The organism is Frateuria sp. sgz306004, from assembly GCF_057750885.1.
The window spans coordinates 13,288-29,558 of sequence record NZ_JBYLFE010000010.1 but is presented as its reverse complement, the minus strand read 5'-3'; the positions used below and the strand labels follow the sequence as shown (position 1 = coordinate 29,558).

Annotated in this window: 13 protein-coding genes and 1 tRNA gene; all 14 read left to right on the top strand. The window is 65.1% G+C overall.

Features of this window, described 5'->3' with window-relative positions; genetic code table 11:
* Window positions 1-67 precede the first annotated feature (67 nt).
* The 14 genes from AC3G2C_RS18260 (at window position 68) to AC3G2C_RS18195 (ending at window position 16,270) form a co-directional block, all read left to right on the top strand.
* Window positions 68-733 carry a response regulator transcription factor gene (locus AC3G2C_RS18260; protein ID WP_488386057.1) on the top strand — a complete coding sequence of 222 codons (666 nt, stop codon included), beginning with the start codon at window positions 68-70 and terminating at the stop codon, window positions 731-733.
* Window positions 717-2,099, top strand: coding sequence for a histidine kinase dimerization/phospho-acceptor domain-containing protein (locus tag AC3G2C_RS18255; protein ID WP_488386056.1), 1,383 nt, complete (start codon window positions 717-719; stop codon window positions 2,097-2,099). Before AC3G2C_RS18260 ends, AC3G2C_RS18255 begins: the two co-directional genes overlap by 17 nt.
* Before the next feature lie 278 nt (window positions 2,100-2,377).
* Window positions 2,378-3,403, top strand: coding sequence for an efflux RND transporter periplasmic adaptor subunit (locus AC3G2C_RS18250; RefSeq protein WP_488386055.1), 1,026 nt, complete (start codon window positions 2,378-2,380; stop codon window positions 3,401-3,403).
* A gap of 1 nt (window position 3,404) precedes the next feature.
* Complete coding sequence (locus tag AC3G2C_RS18245; RefSeq protein WP_488386054.1) at window positions 3,405-6,473, top strand: efflux RND transporter permease subunit; 3,069 nt, start codon at window positions 3,405-3,407, stop codon at window positions 6,471-6,473.
* Between the two features lie 6 nt (window positions 6,474-6,479).
* Entirely contained in the window at window positions 6,480-6,791 is a 312-nt protein-coding gene (locus AC3G2C_RS18240) for a DUF3240 family protein (RefSeq protein WP_488386053.1), read from the top strand.
* A complete protein-coding gene (locus tag AC3G2C_RS18235; RefSeq protein ID WP_488386052.1) occupies window positions 6,788-8,080 on the top strand; it encodes a TolC family protein in 1,293 nt (430 codons plus the stop codon). Before AC3G2C_RS18240 ends, AC3G2C_RS18235 begins: the two co-directional genes overlap by 4 nt.
* Window positions 8,081-8,120: 40 nt before the next feature.
* Entirely contained in the window at window positions 8,121-9,473 is a 1,353-nt protein-coding gene (locus AC3G2C_RS18230; RefSeq protein WP_488386051.1) for a replication-associated recombination protein A, read from the top strand.
* A 63-nt stretch (window positions 9,474-9,536) separates the two neighbouring features.
* A complete protein-coding gene (locus tag AC3G2C_RS18225) occupies window positions 9,537-10,112 on the top strand; it encodes a hypothetical protein (protein WP_488386050.1) in 576 nt (191 codons plus the stop codon).
* 147 nt (window positions 10,113-10,259) lie between these two features.
* Entirely contained in the window at window positions 10,260-11,540 is a 1,281-nt protein-coding gene (gene serS / locus AC3G2C_RS18220; protein ID WP_488386049.1) for a serine--tRNA ligase, read from the top strand.
* A gap of 10 nt (window positions 11,541-11,550) precedes the next feature.
* Entirely contained in the window at window positions 11,551-11,913 is a 363-nt protein-coding gene (locus AC3G2C_RS18215) for an LrgA (protein ID WP_488386048.1), read from the top strand.
* A gap of 218 nt (window positions 11,914-12,131) precedes the next feature.
* Window positions 12,132-12,221, top strand: a tRNA-Ser gene (locus AC3G2C_RS18210).
* Window positions 12,222-12,270: 49 nt separating this feature from the next.
* Window positions 12,271-13,866, top strand: coding sequence for a DUF6538 domain-containing protein (locus tag AC3G2C_RS18205; RefSeq protein ID WP_488386047.1), 1,596 nt, complete (start codon window positions 12,271-12,273; stop codon window positions 13,864-13,866).
* Window positions 13,867-13,879: 13 nt separating this feature from the next.
* Window positions 13,880-15,667 carry an ATP-dependent nuclease gene (locus AC3G2C_RS18200; protein WP_488386046.1) on the top strand — a complete coding sequence of 596 codons (1,788 nt, stop codon included), beginning with the start codon at window positions 13,880-13,882 and terminating at the stop codon, window positions 15,665-15,667.
* Between the two features lie 63 nt (window positions 15,668-15,730).
* Entirely contained in the window at window positions 15,731-16,270 is a 540-nt protein-coding gene (locus AC3G2C_RS18195) for a hypothetical protein (RefSeq protein WP_488386045.1), read from the top strand.
* The last annotated feature ends 1 nt before the right edge of the window (window position 16,271 follow it).

Sequence of the window (16,271 nt, the reverse complement as noted above, 5' to 3'; positions counted from 1 at the left end):
TGATGCGGCGGATGGGTCGCCCCGGCAGGGGCGGCTGTCTATCGCCCCTTTTGTTGCCCCGGTTTTCATGCGCCTTCTGATCGTCGAGGACTCTCCCGCCCTGGGCCGCGATCTGCAGGCAGCGCTGGCGCGCGACGGCCATGCGGTGGACCTCGCGAGCGACGGAGCCCAAGCGCTGGCCTTCGCTGCGTCCTACGTCTACGACGTACTGGTGCTGGACTTGATGCTGCCCAAGGTGGACGGCTGGGAAGTGCTGCAGCGGGTCAAGCAAGGGCAAGGGGCGCCCGGCGTGCTGGTGTTATCGGCGCGCGACCAGGTCACCGACCGGGTCGAGGCACTCAACCTGGGCGCGGACGATTACCTGGTCAAGCCGTTCGCCTATGACGAATTGCTGGCGCGCATCCTGGCCGTATCCCGTCGCGGCAGCAGCCAGGTGCCGTTGTTGGTGGCCGGCGAGCTGGAGGTGGACCCGCGCGCCCGGCTGGCCCGTGTGGGCGGCAAGGTGCTGGCGCTTACGCCCAAGGAATACGGCCTGCTGGAAACCCTGCTCAGCCAGCGTGGCATCGTGCTGGCGCGCGGCACGCTGTTCGAACATCTGTATGACGCGCAGAGCGAGTCGTCGGACAAGGTCATCGAGGTGCTGGTAAGCACCCTGCGCGGCAAACTCGCGCGCGCCGGGTTGCCCGAACTGATCGAGACACGGCGTGGATACGGCTATGTCATCGCTGCGTAGCTGGCTGTTTCAATCCATCCACGGCCGCTTATTGCTGACCTTGTGCGTGGGCTTGAGCGTGCTGATGGCGGCCATGTTCGTGGGGCTGGACTACAACATCGATCGCCGCATCTACGAACGGCTGGACAGCGATCTGCTGCAACGCGCGCACGGCATCGTCAAGCTGCTGGAAACGCCGCCCGCGGAAGTCGCCATGGCGCGCCTGCAAACCCTGCATCCGGCATACGCTGGCGGCGGCCACACCGAATACCTGCAAGTGTGGGATGCGCAAGGCCGCACCTTGCTTGTGTCCGGCAGCAATGCGGCTGGCCGCTTGGAGGCGCCGAGCGATGTGCCGGCCAACCGCCCGCTGTTCTACGACCTGGCCTTGCCCGACAACCACCGCGGCCGGGCCGTCGCATTGAAGCTGTTGTTTCCCGGCACCACCGAACCGGCCACCATTGCCGTGGCCGAAGAGCGAGAGCACGTGGATCGCTTCGAGCGAAACATCCATGTGGCGCTGCTGGGTGGCGTGTTGGGTACGGCATTGTCGGCGGCGTTGTTGGCTATCGTCACGGTGCGGCGGGGCCTCAAGCCCCTGCTGTCGTTCGGCGAGGCGGCGCGAGCGCCCGAAAAGCCGCCCCATTTGCCCCAGCAACAACTGCCGCAGGAGCTGACGCCGTTCGCCGAGGCCCTCAATGGTGCGTTCGATCGGCTGCATGCCGGTATGGAGCGCGAACGCCGATTCTCACGCGATGTCGCTCATGAGCTGCGCACGCCACTGGCGGAAATGCGCGCGGCAGTGGAACTGGCCCGGCGCGATGCCGTGGCGCCGGGCGCGCTGGATGGTGTGAACGAAGCCATCGACCGCATGCAGCGCTGCATCGACAGCTTGCTGGCGCTGTCCAGCTATGAGTCGGGCCTGGCCAAACCCGAGCTGGAACCGATGGATCTGGTGCCGCTGCTGCGACGCGCCGGCATGGACGCACGCGTGCGTGCTCCGCTGCCGACCGAGGCCTGGGTGCAATCGGACCCCGCCTTGCTCGAACGCATCATCGACAACCTCATGCTCAACGCGCTGGAGTACGCGCCGCCCATGAGTCTCGTGCAGATGCACTTGGCGCAGGCGCAAGGCACGTGGTGGCTGCGCATCGGCAATGCCGCGCCCGATCTGGCTGCCGCCGATCTGCCACATCTGGGGGAGCGCTTCTGGCGCAAATCGCCCGCGCGCGAGGCGAACCGTCATGGCGGCCTGGGCCTGGCGCTGGCCGGTACGCTGGCCCATGTGCTGGGCTTGCGGCTGGAGTTCGAGTTGCACGAAGGCACGCTGTGGGCCGCGCTGGGTCCGCTGCCAGACATTCAATCGATCGCCTTGCACGATCTCTAGTGATGCTCCGATCTTGATCGTCATCCCAGCGAAAGCTGGGATCCAGAGTCCGTAAATACTTGAAGGTAGAGACACTGGATGACCAGCCTTTCGGCTGTTGAAAAGCGCTTCCTGCTCTTGCCCCCTCTTGGAGGTTCGCAGGTATGACGGTCAGGGTCAGCGCACTCAGGGGGATACCGCGGCGATGCGCCGCACGGTAGCGATCGCGCGGCCATCTTAAGCGGAGCCAAAGCTCCCCCTGCCGATACTCGCCGCCGATGCGATATCGGAGATCACCCATGCGGGGCTGGCTCATTGGCAGCGGAATCCTTGCACTATTCGCGATGGCGGCCGAGGCGGCGGAACCGGCAGCCCCCATTCCCACGGCGCCCGTCACACGCGTGGAGCACGTGCCGCTGGAGCACCTGCCCGCCACGGTGCGCCTGCCCTTGCAGGGCACGGCCGTAGTGACGACGCCGCTGCCTGGTGTGGTGCTGTCGGTCACAGCGCGCGAAGGCGATGCGGTGAAGCGTGGGCAAGCCTTGGCGACCGTGCAAAGTCGCGAGGCGATGACGCTGGGCGCGGAGCTCGCCGCGGCGCAAGGCGCCTACCAGGTGGCTGCCGCGCAAGCCAAGCGCGACCAGCAACTGCTCAGCGAAGGTATCGTGCCGCAGGCTCGCGCGCAGGCAAGCAACGCCGCACGCGATGCGGCGGCCGCCAAATGGCGTGAATTGCAGTCGGTGCGCCGGTGGGCGCCGGCCGCGCCCGGTGGCATGGGCGTCTACGAGCTACGCGCACCCGTCGATGGCCGCATCGTGGAGCGCACCTTGCAGCCGGGCGCCCGTGTCGATGCACTGGGCAAAGCGTTCGTGCTGGTAAGCGGAGACAGGGCGCTGCTGGAATTGCGCGTGCCGGCTTCCGCTGCGGCCCAGGTGCGACGAGGCCTATCGGTGGAAACGCGCGAAGGTGCCAAGGCGCGTGTCAGTGAAGCCGCAGGCGTGCTGGATGCGGCGAGCCAGACCGTGCTGGTGCGCGCCGAGGGCGAGGCCGGCGCCATGCTGCCGGGCATGCAGACCAGCGCCACCTTGTGGCTGCCCGCATCGGCGGACGTGGTATTGGTGCCCGCCAGCGCCGTGCAGGGTGAGGAAGGCGGCGAGCAGGTGTATGTGCAGCGCGGCGCGGCATTCAAGGCGGTCAGCGTGCGCACCCTGGCTCGCGATGGTGACGCACGCCGATGGGTGCGTGGTGCATTGAAACCGGGCGAGCAGGTCGCCACCGGCGGATTCGAGCACATGCCAACCGCCGCGGCGGCAGAAGGGCGCTGACATGCTGCAACGCCTGATTGCTTTTGCACTCGCCCAACGCTTGTTGGTGCTGCTCGCCGCCTTGGGGCTGGCGGCGGCCGGCGTGTGGGCCTTCCTGCGTCTGCCCATCGATGCGTACCCCAATATCGCACCGACCCAGGTGAAGCTGATCCTCAAGGCGCCAGGCATGACGCCCGAAGAGGTGGAAAGCCGCGTGGTCGTGCCGCTGGAAATGGAGCTGCTGGGTATTCCGCAAGCGGCCATGCTGCGCTCCACCGCCAAGTACGCCATCGCCGATGTCACGCTGGATTTCGCCGAAGGCACCGACATCTACTGGGCGCGCCAGCAAGTGGCCGAGCGCTTCGCCAATGCGGCGGACGCCTTGCCCAGCGATGTCAGCGGTGGTCTGGCGCCGATTTCGACGCCGCTGTCGGACATGTTCATGTTCACCATCGAAGGCGGCGGATTGAGCCTGGCCGAGCGCCGCAGCTTGCTCGACTGGACCATCCGCCCCGCGCTGCGAACGATTCCCGGCGTAGCCGATCTCAATGCGCTGGGCGGTGAGGTGCGCAGCTACTTGGTGACGCCCGATCGCGCTCGACTCTCCGCAGCGGGTTTGCACTTTCGCGACGTGGTCGACGCCATCGAGCGCAACAACCGCAACGATGGCTCGGGCCGCCTGCGCGATGGCGACAGCGCCTTGATCGTGCGTGCCGCGGGCGCGATCGCCAGCCTAGATGACCTGCGTCAGGTCGTGGTGACCGTGCGCGATGGCGTGGCCGTGCGCGTGGCCGATGTGGCCGAAGTCCGGTACGGCGCGCTCACCCGCTACGGCGCGGTCACCCGCGATGGCGAGGGCGAGGCAGTGGAAGGGCTGGTGGTGGGCTTGCGTGGCGCGGATGCCTCGCAGACCGTCGCTGCCGTGCGTGCGCGCCTGGCCGACCTGCAGCGCAGCCTGCCCAACGGCGTGCGCATCGAGACCTTCTACGATCGCAGCAGCCTCATCCAGCGCGCGGTAAGCACCGTGCAGGACGCGTTGCTGGAGGCGAGCGTGCTGGTGGTGGTGATGCTGCTGCTGTTCCTGGGCAATGTGCGCGCGGCCCTGGTGGTGTCGGTGACCTTGCCGTTGGCGGTGTTGTTCACTTTCTTGTTGATGCACCTGGTGGGCATGAGTGCCAACCTGATGAGCCTGGGTGGCCTTGCCATCGCCATCGGCATGTTGGTGGATGCCGCCGTGGTGGTGGTGGAAAACGCGGTGAGCCGGCTGGAGCCGGAAGGCGGGCAGGGCGAGCGGCTACCGCGCTTGTACCGCATCTATCGCGCCGTGCGCGAAGTGGCGACGCCGGTGACGGCGGGCATCGTGATCATCGTGCTGGTGTTCATGCCCCTGCTCAGCCTGGAAGGGCTGGAAGGCAAATTGTTCGGCCCGGTGGCCTTGACCATCGTGTTCGCGCTGGCCAGCTCGCTGGTGTTGTCGCTCACGGTGATTCCGGTGCTTTGTTCGCTGATCCTGCGTGAAGGCGCTCATCGCGAACCCTGGCTGATGCGCCAGTTTGAGCGTGCCTACCGTCCCTTGCTGGATTGGGCGCTCGGCCACGGGCGCGCCATGGCGCTGATCGCGGTCGCGGGGCTCGGCGTGGGCGCGGTGGCCTATGTAAGCACCGGCAAGACCTTCATGCCGACCATGGACGAAGGCGACCTGTTGATGCAGCTGGTGAAGCCGGCATCCATCTCGCTGGAAGCCTCGCGCGATCTCGACCTCAAAATCGAGCATGCGGTGCGCGCCAAGCTGCCCGAGGTGGAGCACGTGGTGGCTCGCCTGGGTTCGGATGAGCTGGGCCTGGACCCCATGGGCCTCAACGAAACCGACATGTTCCTGCAGCTCAAGCCACGTAAAACCTGGCGTGGCCCGGACAGTGCGTGGCTGGAATCGCAGCTGCGCGAGGTGATGGAAGCGTTTCCCGGCGTGGAATACGGTTTCACCCAGCCCATCCAGATGCGCGTATCGGAAATGCTCACCGGTAGCCGCGGCGATGTGGCGGTAAAGGTGTTCGGGCCGGACGTATCGCGCCTCAACCATCTCGCCAACCAGGTGGCGACGATTCTGGAGCGCACCCAAGGCAGCCAGGACGTGATCGCGCAGACCCAGGAGGGCATGCGCTACGTGGGTGTGCGCATCGACCGCCAGGCGGCTGGCCGCTACGGGCTGGATGTGAGCGCCGTACAGGACGAACTGCGCGCGCAGTTGGAGGGGCGCCAGGCGGGCACCGTGATCGAGCAGCAACGTCGCACGCCCATCGTGGTGCGCGGGGCGGAGCAGGTGGCCAGTGCACCCGAGCGCTTCGGTCGCATCAGCGTGGCGCGCGGCGACGGTGGCGAAGTGCCGCTGGAGCAACTGGCCACGTTGGAATCCACCAGCGGCCCGGTGCAGGTGCGGCGCGAAAACGCCTCGCGCTTTGCCCTGGTGCAGGCCAATGTCAGTGGCCGCGATTTGGTGGGCTTCGTGGACGAGGCACGTGGGGCCGTCGAGCGTGAGGTGCATCTTCCCGCCGGCTATAGCATCCAGTGGGGCGGACAGTTCGAAAACCAGCAACGCGCCGCGGCGCGTCTTGGCCTGGTGGTGCCGGTATCGCTGGGCATGATCTTCCTGGTCTTGTTCTTTACCTTCGGGCGTGTGCGCGAGGCGGTGCTGATTCTTTGCAACGTGCCGTTTGCCCTCGTTGGCGGCGTGATCGCGCTGTGGCTTTCCGGGCAGTACCTGTCGGTGCCGGCGTCGGTCGGCTTTATCGCCTTGCTCGGCATTGCCGTGCTCAATGGCCTGGTGCTGGTGTCCCACTTCAATCAATTGCGCGACAGCGGCATGCCCTTGCATGACGTAGTGCGCGAGGGCGCCTTGCGCCGCTTGCGGCCGGTACTGATGACCGCCTGCATCACCGCGCTGGGCCTGGTGCCCCTGTTGCTCGCCAGTGGACCGGGCTCGGAAGTGCAGCGTCCGCTCGCCGTGGTGGTGATCGGCGGCCTGGTCACCTCCACCGCACTCACCCTGTTGCTCATGCCCGTGTTGTTCCGGCGCTTTGGCGCGTCGAGGTAAGTAGCCATGCACAATGCTTTGAAACGACTCACGCTGGTGGCGCCGCGCCATCTGGAAGAAGCCTTGGTATCGATCCTGCTGGATATGCAGCCGGCCTTGCCGGGCTTTACCAGCGCACCGGTGGCTGGGCATGGACAAGGTTTCGAGGGCGCCAGCACGGCCGAGTGCGTGCGCGGCCGGATCGATCGCGTGCTGCTTTGGCTGGTGCTTCCCGAGGAAAGCGTCGATCGCGTCGTTACCCATTTGGACATCCAACTGCCGCGCAGCGACGTGGTGTGGTGGGTGGAGCCAGTGGAGCGCATGGGGAGGCTGCCATGAAGCGCTGGTGTTATCTGCTGGGCATGCTGTGCGCGCCCGCGTGGGCGGTGGAAGCGAGCGACCCCATGTTGCCGCCGGCCGAACTGGTATTGCGCGCCGTCGAGCAAACGCCGGAAGTGCGCGGTGCGGAAGCCGGCGCCGCGCGGGCCGATGCCCAGGCGCGCATGCGTGCCGCCGGCAGCTACGAAAGCCAGCTCACACTCATTCCGCAGCAGCGGCGCGTATCCGGCGATCGCAACTACAACGAATGGGAGCTCGACCTGACCCGTTCGGTGCGCCTGCCCAACAAGGCGCGCCTGGATCGCGAGATCGGCGCCCAAGGCCAGCAAGCCGCTCGGCTGGGCCTGGAAGACGCGCACCACGCAGCGGCTCGACAGCTATTGGCGTACTGGTCCGATTGGCAGCGCGCCCGCGTGGAGCGTCAGCAGATCGAGCAACGGGTGACGATTGCCCAGAGCGATCGCGATGCCGTGGCGCGGCGCGTTGCGTTGGGCGATGCAGCCGCGCGCGAACGCCTGGCTGCCGATACCGCGCTGGCGCAGGCGCAAGCCGCGCTGGCACGCGCGCAGTCGGCGCAGACCCAGGCCGAGCTGGCCTGGGAAAGCATGTTCGCCAGCTTGCCTTTGCCGAAGCGCGAGCCCGTTGGCGACTACGTGCCTCCCGCGCTGCAAGGTGGCGACGATGCCTGGGTAGCCCAGATCGTTGCCCGCAGCCACGAAATAAGCGCTACGGCGGCCCTGGCTAGACAAAAGGACGCGGAAGCACGCCGCGCCCGCGCCGACCGCGTGCCTGACCCGTCCATCGGCATCCGCATGCTCAACGATCGCAATGGCCGGGAGCGTGCCTATGGCGTGGTGCTCGGCATTCCGCTGGGTAGCCGTTACCGCGGTGCCGAAGCCGCATCCGCCGCCGCCGATGCGCTGGCAGCGGAAGCCTCGCTGGCCGTGGTGCAGCGGGACATCGGGCGCCAGGCCCGCGCCGAGGTGGCCCTGGCGCGGGCGCAGCGCGACATCTGGCAACGCCAGCGCGACGCCCGCGACGCCGCCCGCGAGCACGCCAGCAAAGCCGCCCGTGCCTACGCCCTGGGCGAGAGCGGCATGGCCGAATTGTTGGCGGCGCGGCGGGTGGAGCAGGAGGCGGTGCTGGCCGAGCGCCAGGCCGCCATCGATGCGCTGGAGGCGGTCACCCGGGTGCAGGTCGATGCGCATGCCCTGTGGCATCGCCACGATCCCGACGACGAGGATGCGCCCGGGCCAGGCGGCGTGCGCTTGCCAGATCTCGGCGGCTAAAACGGCGGTGGCCGCCAGCGCGTGGGCCCGATGCCCTATCATGCGAGGTATGTCACGCAGCGATATGTACGACGCGCCGGGCCTGTTCGGCGAACCCGACGACCTCAAACCCCTGGCCGAGCGCATGCGGCCGCGCAGTCTGGATGAAATCGTCGGCCAGCAGCGCGTGCTGGCGCCGGGCAAGGCACTGCGCCGGGCGCTGGAAGCCGGCCGCGTGCACTCCATGGTGCTATGGGGTCCACCGGGTTGCGGCAAGACCACCCTGGCCTTGCTGGTAGCGCGCTACGCGGACGCCGATTTTCGAGCCATCTCCGCCGTGCTCTCGGGCTTGCCGGAGGTGCGCAAGGCGCTGGCCGAGGCCGAGGCGAATTTCGCCCGTGGCCGTCGCACCGTCTTGTTCGTGGACGAAGTGCACCGCTTCAATAAAGCCCAGCAGGATGCCTTTCTGCCGCATATCGAGCGCGGCGTGATCATCTTCGTGGGCGCCACCACGGAAAACCCCTCGTTCGAACTCAACTCCGCCTTGCTGTCGCGCTGTCGCGTGCACGTGCTCGAGTCGGTAACGGTCGATGACGTCGTGGTAGCGCTGCGTCGTGCGCTGGAGGACAGCGAGCGTGGCCTTGGCACGCTGGAACTTGAAGTAGCCGACGACGCGCTGCGCCTGATCGCCCAGGCGGCGGATGGCGATGTGCGCCGGGCGCTGACCTTGCTGGAAATCGCCGCCGAACTGGCGCAAGACCACCGCATCGACGATGCCACGCTCACCCAGGTGCTGGCCGATCGCACGCGTCGCTTCGACAAGGGCGGCGAACAGTTCTACGACCAGATTTCCGCGCTGCATAAATCCGTGCGCTCCTCCGACCCGGACGCCGCCGTGTACTGGCTGTGCCGCATGCTCGATGGGGGCGTGGACCCGCTTTACCTCGCCCGCCGGCTTACCCGCATGGCCGTGGAAGACGTCGGCCTGGCCGAGCCGCGCGCGTGGCGCATGGCTCTGGATGCGTGGGACACCTTCGAGCGCCTGGGCAGCCCCGAGGGCGAGCTGGGCCTGGCCCAACTGGCGATCTGGCTGGCCATCGCGCCCAAGAGCAATGCGGCCTACACCGCTTACAACAAGGCTCGCGAGGTGGTGCGCAGCACCGGCACCCTGGAGGTGCCCATGCACCTGCGCAACGCGCCCACCAAGCTCATGAAGGGCCTGGGTTACGGCCAGGGGTATCAATACGACCACGATGCCGAAGGCGGTATCGCGCTCGACCAGCAATGCCTGCCCGATGCGCTGGAGGGCACGGTGTTCTACGAACCCGTGGAGCGCGGCCTGGAGCTGAAGCTTCGCGAGAAGCTGTTGAGCCTGCGCGAGATGCGCCAGGAGGCGCGCGCCCGCCGCCGTTGACGCTTGCCGCCCAAGGGGTCCGGGCATAGATTGATCGCACCGGACACGCTGGAGATCGCCGTCATGCGCGTACTCGTGGCAGCACTGTTGGGCGGTATCGTGATGTTCCTGTGGGGTGCGGTGGCCCACATGGCGCTGGGATTGGGCAACGTCGACATCCGCCAGCCCGTGGCGGAGGACACTATGCTCGCCGCGCTGCACCCTGGCCTGGGCGAGCAGCCGGGCGTGTTCATCCTGCCCTCGATCGACCCCGCCAAGATGGGCGACAAGCCCACCCGCGACGCCTACGCCGCCAAGTCCAAGGCGTCGGCCTATGCCTGGGTGGTCTACTTGCCGCAAGGCGAGGACCTCACCGACATGAGTCGCCAGCTGCCGCGGCAATGGGCCTCCGACACGCTCTCCGCTCTGGCCCTGGCCTTCGTGATGGGCCTGGCGGCCTTCAGCTTCGCCACGCGGCTCAGCATTGCCCTGGCCGCCGCTGTATTCGCCTGGCTCAGCACCATGGTGCCGTACTGGAACTGGTATCGCTTCCCCACCGGGTTCACGCTCGCCGCCCTGGTGGAGCAGGTGGTCGGCTGGTTGCTGGCCGGTGCGGTCATGGCATGGTGGTTGGGGCGAAACGGCCGGCGCACCCGCTGAGGGTCCAACGGCGCGTGGCTGGCGCCTCGTTCCGCTGCGCCGGAACGGGGCGGGGCGCTACTGGCCTGCATCCGAACACCGAGCATTGCCGCCCAGGTGCCGCCACGGCGATAATCCGGCGTTCCAAGTCAATCACCTGGATCGATCATGCTGGACCCCGCACTGCTGCGCTCGCGCCTGGCCGAAACCGCCGCGCGCCTCAAGGAAACCCGTGGCTACGAACTCGACGTGGCCTCCATCGAGGCGCTCGAAGCCCAGCGCAAGCAGCTGTCCACGGAGACGCAGGAGCTGCAGAACCTGCGCAACACGCGATCCAAGGCCATCGGCCAGGCCAAGGCCAAGGGCGAAGACGTCGCCCCGCTGATGGCCGAAGTGTCCGGCATCGGCGACAAGCTCAAGGCCAATGAGGCCGCCCTGGCCGACGTGCAGGCGCAGCTTGCCGCGATTTCGCTGGGCATTCCCAACATTCCGCATGAGTCCGTGCCGCTGGGCAAGGACGAAACCCAAAACGCCGAACAGCTGCGCTGGGGCACTCCGCGCGCGTTCGACTTCGAGGTGAAGGATCACGTGGATCTGGGTGCCCGCCACGGCTGGCTGGACGCCGATGCCGGCGCCAAGCTCTCCGGTGCGCGCTTCACCGTGCTGCGCGGCCAACTGGCGCACCTGCATCGCTCGCTCGCCCAGTTCATGCTCAATCTGCACACCGGTGAGCACGGCTACCTGGAATGCAACGTGCCGCTGATCGTCAACGGCGACACCATGCAGGGCACCGGCCAGCTGCCCAAGTTCGAGGAAGACCTGTTCTCCACCCAGGTGGGCGACAGCAAGCGCTACCTCATCCCCACCGCGGAAGTGGCGCTGACCAACCTGGTCTCGGACAGCATTGTCGAAGCGGATGAGTTGCCCATGCGCCTCACCGCGCACTCCATGTGCTTCCGCGCCGAGGCCGGCAGCTATGGGCGCGACACGCGCGGCATGATCCGTCAGCACCAGTTCGAAAAGGTGGAGATGGTGCAGATCGCTAGCGCCGAGCAATCGCACGCGCAGCTGGAAGAAATGGTGAGCCATGCCGAAAAGGTGTTGCAGCTGCTGGGCCTGCCGTATCGCAAGGTGCTGCTGTGCAGCGGCGACATGGGCTTCGCGGCCATCAAGACCTACGACCTGGAAGTGTGGCTGCCCAGCCAGAACACCTATCGCGAAATTTCCTCCTGCTCCAACTGCGGCGATTTCCAGGCGCGCCGCATGCAGGCCCGCTGGCGCAACCCCGCCACCGGCAAACCGGAGCTGGTGCACACCTTGAACGGCTCGGGTCTAGCCGTGGGCCGCACCCTGGTGGCCGTGATGGAGAACTACCAGAACGCCGATGGCTCCATCACCGTGCCCGAAGTGCTGCGTCCCTACATGCGTGGCCTGGGCGCCATTGCCTGAGGCACGCCGCATGAGCAGCGCACGCTGGGACAAGGTGGAGCTCACCGCCAGCTACACGTTGCTGGCCATCCTAGCCACGGAACTGCTGACCCGCCTGGGGCTGGTCAGCATGTTCGAGATACCCACGGTGGACCTGGTGCTCTCCATCATCGCCACCGTTCTGGTGCTGGGTGCCTTCTGGTTCGCCCGCCGCAGCCGCGCCGCACGCCTCTGGGTGATCGCTTTCGCAGCCGCCACGCAGCTCGTGCCCATGGTGGTACGCCAACCGATCTTGCTGCTACCCCTGCTTGGCGCAGCCATTCCGGTAGGCATCATGCTGTGGGCCATGATCGCGCTATCGAAAAAAGGGCAGGGCAGCGCCCCTCATTCCTGATAGCATGTGACCCCTGCCGCAGGGGCGTGTATTGAGCGCCTGATGCGCAGACAAATTGGAGAGATGGCCGAGTGGTTTAAGGCAGCCGTCTTGACGCGAAGGCAGGACGCCGTAGCGAACATCGACGCGAGTCGATGGCCCCGAAGGGGCGAAGGGCAGGATGCCCGGAGTCAAACTGCCGTGCGGCGCGCATAGCGCGCCAGATGCGCAGACAAATCGGAGAGATGGCCGAGTGGTTTAAGGCAGCAGTCTTGAAAACTGCCGTAGGTGTAAGCCTACCGTGGGTTCGAATCCCACTCTCTCCGCCAGATTTCACGAAAAGCCCTTTTTTAAGGGCTTTTTTGTGAACTGAGAGAAATGGCGCTTGGTCAAGTCGGTTGGTCAACAACCATGCGGCTTGCACACCATCTTTTGCGTCACGCCTCGGGCGTTTTCCACTTCCGTCTGGTGGTCCCCCGAGACCTTCAAGGCCTCCTAGGGGTGCGGATCATCAAGCGATCCCTCCGCACCCGAGATCCCAAGCTGGCCCGGTGGTGGGCTTACATCCTCGGTGCGCGTTATGCTCAGATTTTCGCCAGCGCACGGGATGAGGGGATCTCGATGGTCAAGGAACGACGCGCCAAGGATCTGCCGGAGCAACCGGCTCGGAAGCGTTCAGTCGTTCTGCAAACGGGCTCTGGGGAGGAGCTGGTTGATTACGGCTGTGAGATCCGCCCGGATGGTTCCATGCGGTTCGAGGCCACCGATGAGGCGGACCACGAACGGCTGATTGAGGCGATCCGCGAAGCCAAGAAACCCCCGGCTTGGCTCACCCAGGCACCGTCCGTCCCCCATGCCACCCAGGCATCGCCTCCGGACATGCAATCCCTGGCCGGTGCGATGGAAACATTGGGCGCCTCTTTGGCCCAGTCGCTGTCTAACTCAGCGGCTTCTTCCATGCCTCCTGCTCCCGCTCGCCCGCGTGCGATCGGCAAGGCCGCTGATGCCTGGCTGAAAAGCATCCAGGCTGACACGTTGCCAAAGACGCTGGTGATCAAAACAGCGGCTGTGATGGGTTTTGCCCGGTATGTGGGCATCTCGAAGATGCTGCACGAGGTGCGGCGCGAGGATGTTTCCGCCTGGATCGAAACGCTCCGCACGAGCGGGCTGCAGACCCCAACCCTGATCAACAAAGCCTCTTATGTCCGAGGCTTTTTCAACTGGGCTGTCTCCGCGGGTGCTTATCCGAAGTTCCCCAAAGACGAGAACCCTGCGGCCGGGCATGTCGTCTACCGCAAGCAGGAAAAAAAGAAACGCCGGGCGTTTGGCTTCAAAGCTTTCACCCTGGAACAAGTCCAGGCGCTTTATACCCCGGAGGCATTGGCCAATCTGAGTGAAGGGGCGCGCTGGGGTGCAGTGATCGGGCTCTATACGGGGGCCCGCGTTTCTGAAATTGGCCAGCTCGCGCTGGTGGATTTCACCACGGTGGATGGGGTGCCCTGCATCACGATCACCGATGAGGGGGAAGGCCAGAGCGTCAAGAATGAGCCCAGCTTGCGCACGATCCCCGTCCATCCGGATCTCATCACCTTGGGCTTGATGAAGCGCGTGGAGAAGCTCAGAAAACAGGGCGAAAAGCGGTTGTTCCCGAAGATTAAGATTGGGTCGGTCAATGGTCAGGGTGATTGGCTCTCTAAGGCATACGGGCGTCACATCGAAGCCGTAGGCATTCTCAGACCTGAGAAGGGTAAGTATGGGTTCCATTCCCTGCGCAAGACCGCGATCCAGGCGATGAAGTCAGCCAAGGTCCCCTTGGAGTGGCGCTGCGCTTTTGTTGGGCATGACTTGGACGAGGAGCATGTCGAAATTTATTCCGGTGAATATGGCCCGCGGGAGATGCGCGAAATCGTGGTGCCAGGTCTGCGCTGGGCATTAAGGCTTGCATCAATGCGCAAGGTTCTTTGGGACAGTTAATCCGGGGGATGGAATGCACGGGCTCAGTCACATCTACATCGAAAATTTTCGAGCATGCAGGCGCGTGCTTTTGACACTGGGGGACTACACGCCCTTGGTAGGTCAAAACAACACCGGAAAATCTACGATCTTGGAGGCCATCAAACTCGTCCTGTCAGCCAAGACCTTGGCCAAGACGGACGCCACTGATCCCCAGCAGCCAGTGATCATCGCTGCCTGCATCCAGGGCATCACGCCGGAACTGATCGGACTGATCCCGGCCCAGAACCATCGGGCGGCGATCGAGCCTTACTGTGTTGATGGTCGCCTCTGGATCCGTATTGTGGCTGCCGGCGCCAAGCCCAAGCAGGAGGTATGGCAGCCCGCTGATCCTTTGGATGAGCTGGGTGTGCCCACGGGGTGGCGCAACTATCCCACCGGCCTCCCCGATGCGGTGCGCGCACTCCTGCCAGAAGCCCTGCACGTCGTTGCGATGGACGACGTGGAGGAAGACTTGGGCAAAGGCAAGGCTGGCAGCACGATCCGTGGGCTGCTCGATGAAATCATGGCGCCCGTGCTGGAAGCCCACGCTGAGATCCGAAACGCCCTTGATGCCGTGCGGAATGTCTTGGGCGTAGACGGGGCGCAACGTTCCCGCTTGCTCACCCAGTTCGATGCCGATGCGACCAATGCGTTGTCCGAGCTGTTCCCGGGCCTCTCGCTGGGCATGGATGTGCCTGAGGTCGAGATCAAGGAGTTTTTCAAGACGGGGGATCTGTATGTAACGGACGCGGTCAGCGGCGAGCGACGCCGGTTTGACCAGATGGGCACGGGAGCCCAACGCGCCATTCAGATGGCTTTGATCCGGTTGCTTGCGGACATGCGGCACGGACAAGCCCGAGGCATCGCCCGGCGCGTGCTGCTCATTGATGAGCCGGAACTCTTCTTGCATCCGCAGGCTGTCCGAACGGTTCGAGAAGCCCTGAAAACTCTGTCGGCCGGTGGTTTCCAGGTGATCTTTGCCACGCATTCGCCGTTGATGATCAGCCGGGACAATGCACCGGACACCGTTATTGTTCATCGCAATCAGGCCGGAACAGCGGTCAAGCGGCCTCTCCGGGAAGCGGTGGTGCAGGCGGTTGAGGCCGGACCCGATCAGGCACGCACCCTTTTCACGCTCGGCAATGTTGCTGACATCTATTTCTCTGACAAGGTGGTCCTGTGTGAGGGGAAGACCGATCAACGGTTGCTTCCCTTGATCTACGAGAGGCTGAGGGGAAAAAGGCCCGAGCTCGATCACGTCTGCCTTGTCTCTCTGGGTGGGGCCGCCAATATCATCAAAGGCATGGCCGTCTTAAAGGCCATGGGGATCAGGTGCGGTGCCATCGTTGACCTGGACTTTGCCTTTGTGGACGCCCGCAAGGGAGCGGGCGCGCTGCTCGACAAGGATGGAGCGGACATCGCCAAGGCCAAGGCGGTGCTTCAACGGCTGCAAGGTGATCTCGGCTTTCGTCTGGGTGACAACGGCCTTCCGGCCAAGTCGGCGGAGTTCACCGCAGCTCAGGTTTGGTCGGCGATGGCTTCCGACGAAGAAGGCGCCCTGGTTGCTGGTGAGGTTCATGATGCGCTGGTGGCCCACGGCATTTGGGCCTGGTCGCAAGGGTGCATCGAAGACGTGCTCGGTGTTGACGACAAGGGTGAGGATGTCATCCAAGCTCAGGAAGACAGACTGACAGCCATGTCCAAAGAGGACGTTGGGGCCCGGTTCTCGGCTGTGGCGGCATGCGTGGTGTGGATGGACAGCGTTGACGGCACCGCTTGAAGCTGTGCGATCGGGCGGCCTCAGGTCCCCCTCACTGATGACCTACACGTATTGGGAGGATGTATGACAGTGACGACGTTGGTGCGAGAGATTGCGCTTGGTAATGCTTACCAGACCGAAACAATCAATGGGCGGTGGAAGCCCATAGCCAAAGTGTCCCCGTATGACTTCCGAGAAACCTACTTTGTCCTTGATGCAGATACCGGCGAAGAGTTCGAAGCAGAAAGCAGGAGCGATGCGTTCAGTCAGGCCGATACCTTCAACAGAAATTGGCCGAAGCAAGCGCAGCCCGAGCCCCGGAGATATTGGGTTCAACTTGCCGCCTCGGACGGTGACCATTTCCCATACGTCGAAGTGCTCATTGACTACGACGACGATGGGAATGAGGTGTTTTGGGAGCCCACTTTTTGGGTCATGGGGCCATTGAACGTCTGCTATAGCGTGACCAGTAGGCAGGCGGCCATTGCTTTGTCAGAGCAGCTAAATGGCGCGAAGACTTTCAGGCTGGTCAAGCCAGAACTGGCCCAAGAGCATGCGATGGAAGACAAGCCAGCCGGTTTCTCGGCGGGGCGGGAGGTCCGGAGGGGAATGAAAGGAGGCTAAT

What these genes read in the sequence shown, in the direction of transcription:
- AC3G2C_RS18250 (WP_488386055.1), top strand. Translation starts at nt 2,378, where the DNA reads ATGCGGGGCTGGCTCATTGGCAGCGGAATCCTTGCACTATTCGCGATG.
- AC3G2C_RS18260 (WP_488386057.1), top strand. Translation starts at nt 68, where the DNA reads ATGCGCCTTCTGATCGTCGAGGACTCTCCCGCCCTGGGCCGCGATCTG.
- AC3G2C_RS18245 (WP_488386054.1), top strand. Translation starts at nt 3,405, where the DNA reads ATGCTGCAACGCCTGATTGCTTTTGCACTCGCCCAACGCTTGTTGGTG.
- serS (WP_488386049.1), top strand. Translation starts at nt 10,260, where the DNA reads ATGCTGGACCCCGCACTGCTGCGCTCGCGCCTGGCCGAAACCGCCGCG.
- AC3G2C_RS18215 (WP_488386048.1), top strand. Translation starts at nt 11,551, where the DNA reads ATGAGCAGCGCACGCTGGGACAAGGTGGAGCTCACCGCCAGCTACACG.
- AC3G2C_RS18195 (WP_488386045.1), top strand. Translation starts at nt 15,731, where the DNA reads ATGACAGTGACGACGTTGGTGCGAGAGATTGCGCTTGGTAATGCTTAC.
- AC3G2C_RS18225 (WP_488386050.1), top strand. Translation starts at nt 9,537, where the DNA reads ATGCGCGTACTCGTGGCAGCACTGTTGGGCGGTATCGTGATGTTCCTG.
- AC3G2C_RS18230 (WP_488386051.1), top strand. Translation starts at nt 8,121, where the DNA reads ATGCGAGGTATGTCACGCAGCGATATGTACGACGCGCCGGGCCTGTTC.
- AC3G2C_RS18255 (WP_488386056.1), top strand. Translation starts at nt 717, where the DNA reads ATGTCATCGCTGCGTAGCTGGCTGTTTCAATCCATCCACGGCCGCTTA.
- AC3G2C_RS18205 (WP_488386047.1), top strand. Translation starts at nt 12,271, where the DNA reads ATGGCGCTTGGTCAAGTCGGTTGGTCAACAACCATGCGGCTTGCACAC.
- AC3G2C_RS18200 (WP_488386046.1), top strand. Translation starts at nt 13,880, where the DNA reads ATGCACGGGCTCAGTCACATCTACATCGAAAATTTTCGAGCATGCAGG.
- AC3G2C_RS18235 (WP_488386052.1), top strand. Translation starts at nt 6,788, where the DNA reads ATGAAGCGCTGGTGTTATCTGCTGGGCATGCTGTGCGCGCCCGCGTGG.
- AC3G2C_RS18240 (WP_488386053.1), top strand. Translation starts at nt 6,480, where the DNA reads ATGCACAATGCTTTGAAACGACTCACGCTGGTGGCGCCGCGCCATCTG.